The sequence below is a fragment of the Bacillus sp. V3-13 genome (genome assembly GCF_002860165.1).
In the GTDB taxonomy this organism is placed as follows: domain Bacteria; phylum Bacillota; class Bacilli; order Bacillales; family Cytobacillaceae; genus Bacillus_BJ.
Window position 1 is genome coordinate 1 of sequence record NZ_PGUZ01000012.1, and the last position, 14,072, is coordinate 14,072.

The window sequence follows — 14,072 nt, forward strand, 5'->3', positions numbered from 1 at the left end:
GCCACCTATCCCTTAATGGGGTGCGGTTTCACTAAGTGTTGCATTTAATATTGCAATTTACGTGGAAGAAGAAAGTAACTGTAAAATGCTTCTATTCAATAAGGAAAATTGTGATATTTTAGTGTTATAGGTTTTTCAGGATTTAGATTAAAGTGTAAAGGGAGTTGGCTACGTGGAAAAACGGATTGCTTTATCATGGAGTGGGGGAAAGGACGGCTGCATGGCGCTTGACAGGCTTATTCGCGAAGGTCATAAGGTCGCCTGTTTGGTTACAACGGTGCCTGCGGAACTGGGAAGAACTTTCGGGCATGGAGAGAGGCTTGAGCTGATTCGAATGCAGGCGGAAGCGCTAGCGATTCCGCTCCATTTTATTGAGTGCGCGTTCGAAGAATACACAAATAAATTTATAAACAGCTTAATAGAATTAAAGGAACAGTATGCATTGACTGATGTCGCATATGGGGACCTGTATTTGGATGAACATCGGCAATGGGGAGAGGACACTGCCGCAAAAGCTGGACTTACCCCGCTCTATCCGCTCTGGATGAAGAAGGAACAGTCATTGCACGCACTTGAAAAGTTTGTGAACTCTGGTTACCAGGCCGTCGTTATTCGGGTCCGGGACGAACTTCTTTCAGAGGATTGGCTGGGAAGAGAACTGAACAACGAGTTTGTCAACGATATTGCGAAAGAAAATGTCTGCCCAATGGGAGAGGCAGGGGAGTATCATACATTTGTGTATGATGGCCCTCTATTTAAGAAAAGAATCGAACTTAAAGCAGGTGAAATCGTCCAGCTTGAAACGACGAAGCGGCTGGAATTTAATCATTTTCGATTTGTTGATTAAATTTTTGGCATTCATTTTAATTTTTTTAAAACGCCTCAGTTAGAAATAGAATAAGAGGGGGTATCGAAGAGCCCCCTCTAAAGTCAATTTTTTAAAAGTTTTTCTAAAACTTCCTGCACTGCAAATCCTTGTTCAAAGCTAACCAATTCAGCTTGCTTACCGTTATGGGCTTTGACAAGCTCATCGATTAAGCGGGCCAGCGAATTTTTGCTTTCCAAAGGGATATCCTCTGGCTTTTCACCGCTGCCTCCCACTTTTAAGATTCTCCAGTCAAGCAAAGAAATCGTTTCCTTTGTTCCATAAATCGTAAATGATATTTTTTCTTCCATGGCAATATCGCTGACACCATCTAAAAGGACAGGGGTACCATCCTCAAGCTTCAGAAAGGCCAGCATGCTTTGTTCAGAACGGCCATTATCAGCAGGGAACGAGATATTTGCGTGCTCCACAGTCACTTTTCCAAACAATTGCAAAATGATCTGGAGATAGTGAGGAAACACTTCTCTCGTAAAGCCACCTTGTTCCTTTGAAGCGATCCAATTATTTTGCTGCCATGGGCGCGGCCATTCGTGAAAATAACCTTTCACTTCAATTCGCTTAATTTCACCAGCAGTTTTCTTCTTGATTTTTTCCTTGATGACCTGAAAGGCAGCGCTGTATGGAGTCGGGAAATTCATCGCATGAATGATTCCCGCTGCCTGTGCTTTTCCGTACATTTCCTTCGCTTCTTCATACGAATTCGCAAGCGGTTTTTCGCATAAAATATGCTTTCCGCTTTCGATCGCATCGATTACGATCTCGTAATGGTACTTAGGTGGTACTGCTATGTAAACCCAATCAATTTCTCCATTTTTTAATATATCATGATAATCGGTTGTCCAGGAGATGTTGCTGTATTGTTCAGACGTTTCCCGCGCCAGCACTGGATTTGTATCGCAAAGCATTTCCACTGAGACATTCTCATGGATTGCAAACTGCTCCAATAATCTTTTACCAACTGCTCCAAGCCCGATAATCCCTATCCTTAAGTTGTCCATAATCCACCTCATAAAAGAAATTTAACGCAATATGCAAAATCTATTATATCATTACTGTCAAAATGATCAGAAAATAGATGAAAAATTCAAAGCAATCGCCAATTTCATGGAACATCGTTATAATGGGGAGCAGAAGTTGTTGACAACAGAGGTGAGGAAGCGTTTCTTTCTTCTCAAAAACTGTTCATTAGCCAATAGTCCATAAAATTAATATAATGTAAGGGATTACATAATTTGGGGGAGTACTGATGAGTGTCCAGAAGATAGGGATTGACGCAGGCGGTTCTTTGATCAAAATCGCTTACGAGCAATCCGGTTCTTTCCATTATAGAAAATATCCGATCACTGATCTCGATTCAGCGTTAGGCTGGCTGAGAATGCTTGCACCCGACGCCGCTGTTGCCTTGACAGGCGGAAAATCGGCGCTGCTAAAAGATCAATATTTTCAACGCGGGGTTATTTTTTCGGAATTTGATGCTGCTTGTACTGGCGCTGTCTATTTCCTAAAAGACGAGCAAATCAATTTGGATGAAAAATTCATTATTGTCAATATCGGAACAGGCACTTCATGGTTTGTTGTCGAGGGCAGCAACTATTCCCGAATTCTCGGCAGCGGGATCGGCGGCGGCACCTTAATGGGACTGGGCGCTTTGCTTACCGGTGAAACAGACTACTCCCGGCTTATCAAGCTCGCCGAATCAGGCGATAAAGGCAATGTCGACATGCTTGTTAAGGATATTTATTTCCCGCAGGAACCTCCAATTGATGGGAACCTGACGGCAAGCAATTTTGCCAAGGGAAGCATAAATCCCCACAGTTCAAGTGAAGATCGAATCGCATCTGTCATCAACATGATTGGTGAAACGGTTATTCTACTGAGCATGCAGGCGGCGGTTGCCAACCAAGCAACAAAAATTGTTTATATTGGCAGCACATTGGCCGGAAATGAACCTTTAAAACAGTGTCTGGCATCCTATAAGAAAATGGTCGGGCTTGAGCATATATTTTTGGATCATGGAGAATATTGCGGAGCAATCGGCGCTCTGCTCTCTTTATAGACTTTTTGGTGAGCATCCGAGTGTTAAATCATTAGGAAATGTTGTTAAAAGTAGGTGGCATATTGGATAAAAGATATTTTACGATCGGAATGGCCGGTCATATTGACCACGGAAAAACGTCGTTAACGAAAGCATTAACGAATATCGATACGGACCGCCTCAAGGAAGAAAAGGAACGGCAAATATCGATTGAGCTTGGGTTTGCACCTTTATACGAGGATGAGGAAATTCAAATTTCAGTGATTGACGTTCCCGGCCATGAGCGCTTTATTCGCCAGATGATTGCCGGAGTCGCTGGAATTGATCTCGTCGTTCTCGTTGTCGCGGCCGATGAAGGTGTGATGCCGCAAACAGAGGAACATCTTGATATTCTTGGTTTTCTTGGCATCCAGAGCGGAATTGTCGCCATCACAAAAATCGACCGGGTTGAACAAGAATTTATCGAGCTGGTCAAAGAAGATATTTTTGAAGAGTTGGCTGGCACGGTCTTTGAAGATGCTCCCTACGTACTGGTCGATAGCTTGTCAGGCAAAGGGATTGAAGATCTAAAGAATTTAATTATAGATACTTTAAAAAAACAGGAAATGCGAGATATTCGCGGAGCGTTCCGCCTGCCAATCGACCAGGTGTTTATAGTTAAAGGCCAGGGGACCGTTGTTCGTGGGACTGTGTATGAGGGAACGGTTGAGGAAGGACAGCCCCTTAAAATTTTACCGAAAAGTGTTGATGTTCGTGCACGGCAGCTCCAGGTTCACCACCAGCCTGCTAAAAAAGCGTTTGCCGGCCAGCGCGCCGCCATCAATCTATCAGGTGTTGCAAAGGAGGATATTGAGAGAGGCGATGTCCTTGTCTCTTCCGAACATTTTATTGTCACCCGGACGATTGATGTCGCAATCCGTGTGGTTGAGGATCTCGAATACATTGTTAAACAGCGGATGCCAATCAAATGCCATATCGGCACTGCCGAGGTGATGGGCCGGATCGTCTTTTTCGACCGAAACGAGATAAAGGAAGAAAACGGTGAAATTCTTTGCCAGCTCCGCCTTGATGAGGAAATCGTAACAAAACGGAACGACCGGTTTATTATAAGAAGGCCAAGCCCTCAGGAAACAATCGGCGGTGGCTGGGTGATTGACCCGCGCGGTGAGAAGTACCGGTTTGGAAATCACACGATTGAGGAACTAGAGAAAAAGAAAGCGGGGAGCCCTAAAGACCGAATCATTGCTGCTCTGGCCGAGTCGAAAGCCTTGCCGGTTTTCGAGCTTATCAAAAGAACAGCGCTCGATGAAGGAACTCTCGATGCTCAATTAAGTGATGAAGAATTTTTATTGTTCAATGGCAAGGACTATACATTACAGACGATAGTTAACCAACTGGAAGAGGAAGTATACGACCGCTTAAACGATTTTCATCAGGCGCAGCCGATGAAAGCTGGATTGAATAAGGCTGAGTTGCTGCAGACAATTGAAAAATCCACTCCCAAGCAACTTGCCGAGTATGTGATTGAGCAAGGAATTGCCAGCGGAGTGTTTGGCAGACGCGAGCAATTTGTGTGTCTTGCCGGGTTTTACCCGCATGTGCCGAAAAATTGGCAAAAGCGGACTGAGAATCTGTTGGAAGAATTAAAAAAAGATGGATTGAAAGTCCGTTATTTCCACGAGTACGTATCCAATGCGGGTATTCCTGAACATTTATTTGGCGATTTAAAGCGCCTCCTCGAAAACGAAGGACTGATCGTTCCGCTTGATGACCAATATTATTGGCATGGGGACCATTTTCATCACGCTGTTGAAAAATTAAAGCAAAATACTGGAGCATCTTTTGAAGTCGGGGATGCCAAAGAAATTCTTGATCTATCCCGTAAATATATGATCCCGTTTCTGGAACGGCTTGATGCCGCAAGATTAACGAAAAGAGACGAAAATAGGCGAATCTGGCTTTGATGCAAGTGAAAAAATCATTCCGCTCTTTAAGTAGATGTGGAATGATTTTTTGGTGCAAAAAATTACCTGGAGTAGGGCCGGGATCGTTCATATTTTCGTTTCGCTTAATTCATGCTCAGTTTCGCTTAATTCTTGAATTTTTCGCTTAATTAATCCAAGTTTTGGCTTAATTCCCGCTATTTTTCGCTTAATTGTTTTTCCTGGGTGCTTCATTTGGTAGTTTTATAGAAAATATTGTAATTTATTGTAACTAAAATCTGCTATTTACTCGAATTCTGGATTTTTTTTGAGTATTTTTTTAAAATTAAAGCCAAAAATATATAAATTTTTTAATGTGCAGGGCGTTTCGCTGCGAGCTCCGATTTTTTGCCAGGCCCGCTTCGCTTCAAATTTAAATTGACAACAATCCATCTTCAAAATGTTAATATAATAATATAACTATATTAAACTACTGGAAGGATACATGTAATGTTAAAACGCATGGCAAACTTGCTGCTGTTTTTACTGATAGCAGTTGGGATTTTGCTTTTTTATAACTTTTATAGTACACAAGTAGAACAGACAAATAGCCTAACCAACCTCTTCCCTCAAAAAGATGCGCCGATGCCTGTAAAATTACATCCTCTTGTAGAAGATAAAACAAACGAGCTCGTTGCAGTAATGGCTGATGTCGGGATTACCGTTGTGATTACAGAAGGGTTTAGGAGCATTGAAGAACAGGATGCCCTTTATGAAAAAGGCAGGACCGCTGAAGGGGACATTGTCACCCATGCAAAAGGTGGAGAATCCTTCCATAACTTTGGATTGGCTGTCGATTTTGCGCTCAAAACTCCTGATGGCGGCGTAATCTGGGATATGGAATATGACGGTAACGGAAATGCGAAAGCTGACTGGATGGAAGTGGTGAAAGCTGCAAAAAAGCTGGGCTTTGAATGGGGAGGCGATTGGCAGCACTTCAAAGATTATCCTCATTTACAGATGTCTTTGGGCCTGACGATCCATGATCTGCAGCGCGGAATGAGGCCGGATGCGGATGAACAATGGCTTGAAAATTCCGAAGTATAATCATATTAAAAAAACGGCCAGGGCATCAATCCCTGGCCATTATTTGCTTACTCCATATTATTCAAAAATCATTTCCGATAAAACATAGTGATAAAGCAATTTTGCGGTATTTTCAAGCGAATCTCGATGAGTCCGCTCATATGCATGGGAAGAGTCAATACCAGGTCCGATCAGGCCATGCACAATATCGTGGCCCGAGCGAATCGCAGCGGATGCATCCGAACCGTAGTATGGATATATATCGAGCTTATACCCAATGTTGTTTTCTTCCGCCAACTTGACAAGGTTTTTTCTTAGTTGATAATGGTATGGGCCGCTCGCGTCTTTTACGCAAATTGAAACCGTATATTCATCAGTCTGCTGCCCATCACCCATCGCGCCCATATCAACAGCCAAATATTCAACGGTTTCCGGGGTTACGTTCGCATTCCCGCCATAGCCGATTTCTTCGTTGTTGGAAATCAGAAAATGCGTGGTATATGGAAGCTCTATTTGCCCCGTCTTTATTTCCTTCATTAATTGCAGAAGCAAAGCAACGCTCGCTTTATCATCCAAATGACGTGATTTGATAAAACCGCTTGATGTGACCTCGACGCGCGGACCGAAAGAAACAAAATCGCCGACCTCAATGCCGAGTGCCCGCACATCTTCGGCGTTGTCGACTTTTTCATCGATGCGCACTTCGATATTCTCCTGGTTTCGTTCCGCTTTTCCTGCATCCTTATATACATGGACTGAAGTTTGGTGCATGAGAATCGTCCCTGTGTACTTTTTCCCAGAACTCGTTTCAATCTGGCAGTATTCGCCCTCGATCGAGTTATAAGTGAATCCGCCGATTAAATCGAGTTTTAACCGTCCACTTGGCTTGATTTCCTTGATGATTGCTCCTAAAGTATCGACATGGGCTGTCAGCATTCTATGGCTTTCCGGGTTTTTTCCCGGAATCGTCGCAAGCAGCCCGCCTTTTCGGTTGCGCCTTGATTCTATGCCAAGCTCGTTTAAGAAATTTTCTACAAAACTGATAACCTCATATGTATTTCCGGAAGGGCTTGGAATTGAAACTAACTCCTTTAATAACTGTACCGTGTCGTCAATTTGCGGGTAGACCAATTGTAATTCTCCTCTCGATTTGTTTCTCTTATTATACTTGTTTTTACCTAATTCATGTAACGATTCGGAAAATGTACGATTTCACTGTCAAATTTTTTTACCTGGCTACATATGATGTAGAGGTGAAATTTTTTGACAGACGAGGTTAGGAATTCGAACAGTCCGGGTATGTAAAAAATATGCAAAATCAGGTGCTTAAGGGAGGGGTTCAGAATGACCAGGACAGAAAGATACCATCTTAAGCCGAAAAGTTTCTTTTTAAAAGGTTTATTTATTGCCATCATTCTTTGTACAGGCTTGTTTGCCGCTTTTAATCACTATGCGAAGTCACAGATTAAGATTGAAGCCCCGGCAGAGGACCTTGGACGCAAAGTTGTGATTCAGCTGCCAAATGGAAAAGAATTGAAGACGTTCGAAAATTTAATTATAAAACATGGAGAAAAAATGTATTATCAGGGTGAAAGGAATAAAATCGACGTGAGCGGCGGGAAAATTATTTATGAAAACTGGGAATAAATTTAGAAATGCCATTCCAGATCGGAAGGCATTTTTTTTGCGGAAACGGCGGTGCAAATATTCTTTCGGGAAGTAGAGGAGTATAATGGGGAGAAAGGTCGAATTTTAAAAACTGCACATTGGCATATAGAGGTGAAACATGAATATTCTTTGGGATTTTGACGGAACGTTAATCAATACATACCCAGCTTATACGAAAATTTTAAGAGAGACTCTTGGTAATCGAATTTCCGAAGCGGAGGCATTTCAGCAATTAAAGGTTTCGTTTTCGCATGCTTTTGAGTATTTTCAGCTAACGGACAAGCAGATCGTACAAGTCCGCAGTGCAGCGAGGAATTTGCCAGCAAACCAGGTGATGCCCTTTCCGGGAGTTGAGAAGGTGCTTAAGTATGCAAACAAGAATGTGATGATGACCCATAAAGAGAGGGATGATGTGTGGGACATCTTAAAATATTATCATCTTGATCATTTTTTTGCTGATATGGTTGCCGGGGATGATGGGTTTCCGCGCAAACCCGATCCGTCTTCCTACCGCTATCTTCACGAAAAGCATCAGATTGATTTGGCGATCGGCGACAGGGAGATAGATATAGTCCCTGCTAAAATACTCGGAATAAAAACATGCCTTTTCCAAAACAACACACCAGGCGCAGATTATTACTTGGAATCGTACGAGGATTTTAATCCAGGTTTATTTGAAAATTTTAAATGAATGACCGGTTTATTTTTACTATATTAGAAAATAATTCCAATACTTTTAGAAAAACAGTAAAAAGAAACTAGTAGAGTTATCAGATGTAAGTCTTTTTACCCAATTGTCATACTACTGAAATATAACATTAACGAAAAATGAATCGAATAAACTAGATTTGATATGGAAAAGTAAACTTTTTGATTACAGAAAGGAAGAACGAAAAGGTAAAACGAGGATAAAAAAGAAAAGAAAAGGAATTAATGATTAAAGTTGGAAGCTACTCCAGTTTTTGCGACTTTCTTCGTTCCGCGTTTCCTACTAATCTAAGGAAGTCAACGAAATTTAAGGGGTGTTTAGGAAGTGAAAAAAAAGTTATTGAGAGTTGCTGCCATTGCCGGGATCTTCTTTATGTCTTTGAACGGAGCAGCAAGTGCCAGTGAAATTTCTTACAATGTTAAGTCCGGTGATACGCTTTGGAAAATCTCTAAAAGTCATAATGTTTCGGTCAACGATTTAAGAGTATGGAATAATCTATCAGGCTCTCTTATCTACGCAGGACAAAAACTTACGATTGCCACTCCAAGCAACAATACACAACCCTCAACAGTAACAGCTTCAGGAAACACCTATATTGTGAAATCCGGCGATACATTATGGGGAATTGCAAATGCCCATGGAATTTCTGTGAGTGAATTAAAAAACATGAATAACTTGCAGAAGGATATGATTCAGCCAGGGCAAACACTTCAGGTAACAGGAACTCATGTTGCTTCCAGCGTGCCAGTAACCAATGTTTCTTCAAACGGAACTTACCGTGTTCAAGCTGGAGATACATTGTCGAAAATTGCAGTTCGCCATCAGATATCGCTGTCACAATTAAAAGCGATCAATAATTTAAGCTCCGATTTAGTTCGCGTAGGCCAGGTTTTAAAGGTAAGCAACCAGGGAACAGCATCAGCTCCGGTAGCGGTTCAGCCGGTGCAACAAGTGGCTTCGGTCACAAACAATAGTGTAGACAGATTGATTTCTGAAGCAAAAAAATACATCGGATCTCCATACAAATGGGGCGGAAGTGCACCATCCGGATTTGATTGCAGCGGATACTTAAATTTTGTGTTTAACAAGGTTGGTGTTTCTATTCCAAGAACTGTAGCTTCAATCTGGAACGCTACAGCGAGCATATCCTCTCCTCGTGCTGGAGATATCGTCTTTTTTGAAACATACAAATCCGGTCCGTCACATGCAGGGATCTATCTTGGAAATAACAAGTTTATTCACGCCGGTTCATCCAGAGGCGTAGAAATAAGTGATTTGAATAATTCATACTGGAAACCTCGTTATTTAGGTGCAAAAACAGCATTTTAATAGAATATACCCTGTACTATGAATCTGAAACCTCCTTTTTTGGAGGTTTTTTACTTTCGGGAAAAATCCTTGCAAAAGATACACTTTAAACAATGAAAGATTTAAAGATTCTGCATAGTGCAGCAACAATTCATTGTGATAAGATGATATGATAAGTATACATATATGCTCGAGAACTATCGGAGGAAACATGCTAAAGTCTACCCTATTTAGAGAAGTTTTTTACCAGTCACGGATTCCGCAGGAACTGTATGCGATTGAGTCGCAGGTTCGAATATTCAATCAGGCGTTTTTCGATTATGTTGGCTACACAAACGAAGACTTGTTGGAGAAGTCCCGCCAAGATATTCAGCATCCAGATGACTCTGGCAATGATTTGAATTTAATAGATGATCTTATAGCAGGAAAAAGGATCGAATATAAAGTTAACAAAAGATATATTACGAAAACTGGACAGATTGTACACGGAAATGTCCACGCATCGCTTATAACCGAAGAAGCATCGGGGCAACGGTATATATTATGGCAAATCTTTGATGCAACGGAACAGGTTTTAGTCGAAACGGCCCGGAGGAAAAGTGAAGAAAAATATCGGCTTATCGCGGAACATTCCTCCGATATGATCGTTGTTCACAGAGTGGACAGTTCATATCTCTACGTGTCTCCATCTATGGAAACGATTCTCGGTTACAAACCGCATGATGTTTATGGAACAAATCCATATGAGTTTATCCATGAAGAAGACAAACCCCATGTGTGGGAAGTGCACAGCGGGGTACTGAACGGGAAAGATTCCGGCCTGGCCACTTACCGCTACAAACACAAAAATGGCACTTATCTATGGGTAGAATCAACGATTAAAGCAGTTTATGATGAAGAAACCGGGGAGCTGCGCGAACTAATATCCATATCCAGGGATATTCAACAGCGGATTGAAACGAATGAACTGTTAAGAAAATCGGAAAAATTGGCTGTAGTCGGGCAGATGGCCGCAGCTGTTGCCCATGAGATTCGGAATCCCCTGACACCTATTAAAGGGTTTATCCAGCTATTATCAGCAGATAAAGACGGATTTAATCCGGCGTTTATTACGATTATTTTGAATGAATTAAACCGCATCGATAACATTATTTCCGAATTTTTATCCATGGCAAAGCCGCATCGTGAAAAAATGGTTACCCTGGATGCCGCTGAATTGGTCAAACAAGTTGTTCAGCTTCTTCAGCCGGAAGCGATTCTGCAAAACAAGGAAATCTTTCTCACTATTACGGATGACCTTCCAGCCATTCATGGTGACGCCAATTCGCTTAAGCAGGTGTTTATCAATATTATCCAAAATGCTCTTGAAGCACTCCCGGAAATGGGTACAGTTCATGTTTCTGCGCATACGGTGGATCATGAGCTTTGTTTTAAAATTGTCGATAACGGCACGGGCATGCCGAAAGAAAGATTAGCCAACATTGGAGAGCCCTTTTATTCTACAAAGGAAAAAGGAACCGGGCTTGGTTTGATGACTTCTTTTCGCATTATTGAAAATCATCAAGGCCGGATCGAAATAGACAGCGATGAGGGGATTGGCACGGCGGTGTCGATATTCTTGCCGTACTAGCAGGGAAAAGGGGCTGAAGCCAAAAAGTCACCTTACGTAACCTTTTGGGCTGGCCCCTTTTTGTTTGAAAGCCCTTTTTATTATGATAAAGTGAAAACAAACTATAAAGTAATAGCTAAAAAGATTTAAGGTGCTACGTTCAGGGTAAGGGGAATGGTGTTAACGTAACAGGAGTGCCGCAGGATAACCTTCCTTCTTACCTCTCAAAATATAAAGATGCTAAGTATGAAAATGTAGGCGGTTTAATCTCAGTTTCCGAAATGGTGAAAGAAATCGAAAAAGGGATGAATTAATTCCATCTACTTTAAAGCTCTCAAATATGTTTGTATTGACCTTTGGAATTTTACTGGGGATAGTAGCTCTTACTTTTTTAGAAATGAGTTTACCACATATAGAAGTTGATCACACGCCTCATTCTTCTCAACAAGCAAGACCACTTCTATTAATAGCTGCTATGGCTATACATAACATTCCAGAAGGGATTTCGGTAGGAGTTAGCTATGCTAGTCAATACGACGGTTTAGGATCGCTTGTTTCGTTTTCTATAGGCCTACAAAACATACCGGAAGGATTTCTGGTTTGCCTATTTTTAGTTGCAAATCAAATTCCAAAGCTTGCTGCTTTTTTGTATACAGCTTTTACGGGAGCAATTGAACTTGTTTCATCTTTTATCGGCCTGCAGTTAACTGATCAATATCTTAATGATGTTCCATATGGATTAGCGTTTGCAGCCGGTGCAATGCTTTTCGTTGTATATAAAGAGTTAATTCCTGAAAGCCATGGAGATGGAAACGAACGATCAGCAACATTTTCTTTTGTGATTGGATTATTAACCATGATTTTTATTACTGACTGGTCCAAGTAACCCTGATCGATTACGAAAAGTTAGTGTTGAACAATAGTACATTTATTACACAGTATGGGATTAATACTCATTCATTGAGTTTAATCCCTTTTTTATTGTGGTTATTGTCGAAAAATTGTTTTTATTTTTTATTGACCTACTTCGCTGGTATAGGGTAACATAAAGTTGCGCTAAAGCAAAACATTTTACTATATATAAAAAACATAGTGATAGATAAAAAAATTGTAATTGCGCTAAATAGGAGGGATCAATAATGGTTCAAACCATGAGAAAATTTGCGATTGTTTGTCTAGCAGTGTTTTCAATAGTCGGATGTGCAACTTCTGAAGTTTCAAATGAAGAAAAAGACCAAGGGAAAATCCGTGTGACAACTACAATTGGAATGATTAATGACATCGTTAAAAATGTTGGAGGTGAGCACGTAGAAGCAATAGGATTAATGAAATCCGGAGTTGATCCACATCTATATAAAGCCTCTCAAGGAGATATCAGGAAATTAGATAGCGCAGATATGATTTTTTATAATGGATTGCATTTAGAAGGAAAAATGGTTGATATTTTTGAAAAAATGGCAAAGGAAAAGCCAACAATTGCAGTTACGAAAAACATTCCTGAAGAAAAATTTCTGTCTCCAGACGATGGATCCGAAGGGCACGACCCTCATGTATGGTTTAATGTTAAACATTGGATTTCAGCAACAGAAACGGTAGAGAAAGAACTGTCAAAGTTTGACCCGGATCATGCCGAAGACTATAAACAAAATGCCGAGAAATATATTGAAAAATTAACAGAGCTTGATAAGTATGCAAAAGAACAAATAGCATCTATCCCTGAACAATCTCGTGTATTAGTTACTGCACATGATGCCTTCAGTTATTTTGGAGAGGCATATGATATTAAAGTTATGGGGCTTCAAGGCATTAGTACTGCCTCAGAGTATGGTTCAAAAGACGTTAGTGAATTAAGAGATTACCTTGTTGAAAATAAAATTAAAGCTGTCTTTGTTGAATCAAGTGTCCCTAAAAAAGCGATAGAAGCTGTTATTGAAGGAGCGAAAGAAAAAGGGCATGATGTCAACATTGGTGGAGAACTCTTTTCTGATGCAATGGGAGAGGAAGGAACTGAGGAAGGTACTTATTTAGGTATGGTTAGACACAATGTAGACACCATCGTTAGTGCATTGAAATAAAGGAGATGGCTATTTTATGACTTCACCACTTACTGTAAGGAACTTAGCGGCTGCTTATCAGAAAAAACCAGTTTTAGAGGATATTTCTTTTAGCATTCCAGAAGGAAAGCTCATCGGTATTATCGGACCGAACGGGGCAGGGAAATCGACACTTATTAAATCCATATTAGAATTGATTCCCCCAATTACTGGGGAAGTAGAAATTTTTGGTGGTTCTTATAAACAAAATAGAAAAAGAGTAGGTTATGTTCCTCAACGGGAATCTGTAGATTGGGATTTTCCAACGGATGCTCTTGATGTCGTGACAATGGGGAGATATGGGCATTTAGGGTGGTTTAAACGTCCAGGTATTAAAGATAAAGAGATGGCATTGGAATGCTTAGATAAAGTCGGAATGAGTCAGTATGTAAACCGGCAAATCAGCCAGCTTTCAGGGGGACAGCAGCAACGTGTATTTTTAGCGAGAGCTTTGGTACAAGATGCTGATTTATATTTTATGGATGAGCCGTTTGTTGGAGTTGATGCAGCTACAGAAAAAGCAATTATCGCACTCTTGATGAATTTAAAAAAGCAAGGAAAAACTGTTCTTGTCGTTCATCACGACTTAAATACCGTAAAAGAATACTTTGATTGGATTATGCTTTTAAATGTGAAATTAATTGGAATTGGCCCTACGGAAGAATTGTTTACTAAGGATTATCTACACAAGACATATGGTGGAAGCTTAACAGTGCTTGAATCAAACTCATCCCCAATCATTGTTAGTTGAGGTGA

At 40.9% G+C, this 14,072-nt stretch carries 13 protein-coding genes; 11 read left to right on the plus strand and 2 right to left on the minus strand.

Features of this window, described 5'->3' with window-relative positions; genetic code table 11:
• Window positions 1-172: 172 nt before the first annotated feature.
• The gene (locus tag CU633_RS04485) at window positions 173-847 is read left to right on the plus strand and encodes a diphthine--ammonia ligase (RefSeq protein ID WP_101658530.1); all 675 of its coding nucleotides are present in this window, start codon (window positions 173-175) and stop codon (window positions 845-847) included.
• An 83-nt stretch (window positions 848-930) separates the two neighbouring features.
• On the opposite strand, the gene CU633_RS04490 is transcribed toward CU633_RS04485, so the two are convergent.
• Window positions 931-1,884 (minus strand): Gfo/Idh/MocA family protein, encoded by a 954-nt coding sequence (locus CU633_RS04490; protein ID WP_180954861.1) that lies wholly within the window; start codon window positions 1,882-1,884, stop codon window positions 931-933.
• Window positions 1,885-2,132: 248 nt separating this feature from the next.
• On the opposite strand from CU633_RS04490, the gene coaW reads away from it, so the two are divergent.
• From coaW to CU633_RS04505, 3 genes are all read left to right on the plus strand, one after another.
• Window positions 2,133-2,942, plus strand: coding sequence for a type II pantothenate kinase (coaW, locus tag CU633_RS04495; protein WP_101658532.1), 810 nt, complete (start codon window positions 2,133-2,135; stop codon window positions 2,940-2,942).
• A gap of 38 nt (window positions 2,943-2,980) precedes the next feature.
• On the plus strand, window positions 2,981-4,885 hold the full coding sequence (gene selB / locus CU633_RS04500) for a selenocysteine-specific translation elongation factor (RefSeq protein ID WP_101658533.1): 1,905 nt from the start codon (window positions 2,981-2,983) through the stop codon (window positions 4,883-4,885).
• A gap of 468 nt (window positions 4,886-5,353) precedes the next feature.
• Window positions 5,354-5,950 carry a M15 family metallopeptidase gene (locus CU633_RS04505; protein WP_101658534.1) on the plus strand — a complete coding sequence of 199 codons (597 nt, stop codon included), beginning with the start codon at window positions 5,354-5,356 and terminating at the stop codon, window positions 5,948-5,950.
• A 57-nt stretch (window positions 5,951-6,007) separates the two neighbouring features.
• Here CU633_RS04505 and CU633_RS04510 read toward each other — a convergent pair whose 3' ends face one another.
• Complete coding sequence (locus CU633_RS04510; RefSeq protein WP_101658656.1) at window positions 6,008-7,045, minus strand: M42 family metallopeptidase; 1,038 nt, start codon at window positions 7,043-7,045, stop codon at window positions 6,008-6,010.
• A 228-nt stretch (window positions 7,046-7,273) separates the two neighbouring features.
• On the opposite strand from CU633_RS04510, the gene CU633_RS04515 reads away from it, so the two are divergent.
• The 7 genes from CU633_RS04515 (at window position 7,274) to CU633_RS04545 (ending at window position 14,067) form a co-directional block, all read left to right on the plus strand.
• A complete protein-coding gene (locus CU633_RS04515; protein ID WP_101658535.1) occupies window positions 7,274-7,576 on the plus strand; it encodes a hypothetical protein in 303 nt (100 codons plus the stop codon).
• 139 nt (window positions 7,577-7,715) lie between these two features.
• Window positions 7,716-8,288, plus strand: coding sequence for an HAD hydrolase-like protein (locus tag CU633_RS04520; protein ID WP_101658536.1), 573 nt, complete (start codon window positions 7,716-7,718; stop codon window positions 8,286-8,288).
• A 342-nt stretch (window positions 8,289-8,630) separates the two neighbouring features.
• Window positions 8,631-9,635 carry a C40 family peptidase gene (locus CU633_RS04525; RefSeq protein ID WP_101658537.1) on the plus strand — a complete coding sequence of 335 codons (1,005 nt, stop codon included), beginning with the start codon at window positions 8,631-8,633 and terminating at the stop codon, window positions 9,633-9,635.
• Between the two features lie 190 nt (window positions 9,636-9,825).
• Window positions 9,826-11,244, plus strand: a complete 1,419-nt coding sequence (locus CU633_RS04530; RefSeq protein WP_180954862.1) for a PAS domain S-box protein — start codon at window positions 9,826-9,828, stop codon at window positions 11,242-11,244.
• Between the two features lie 319 nt (window positions 11,245-11,563).
• Window positions 11,564-12,109 (plus strand): ZIP family metal transporter, encoded by a 546-nt coding sequence (locus CU633_RS04535; protein WP_101658539.1) that lies wholly within the window; start codon window positions 11,564-11,566, stop codon window positions 12,107-12,109.
• Between the two features lie 253 nt (window positions 12,110-12,362).
• Complete coding sequence (locus CU633_RS04540) at window positions 12,363-13,298, plus strand: metal ABC transporter solute-binding protein, Zn/Mn family (protein WP_101658540.1); 936 nt, start codon at window positions 12,363-12,365, stop codon at window positions 13,296-13,298.
• A gap of 16 nt (window positions 13,299-13,314) precedes the next feature.
• A complete protein-coding gene (locus CU633_RS04545; protein ID WP_101658541.1) occupies window positions 13,315-14,067 on the plus strand; it encodes a metal ABC transporter ATP-binding protein in 753 nt (250 codons plus the stop codon).
• The last annotated feature ends 5 nt before the right edge of the window (window positions 14,068-14,072 follow it).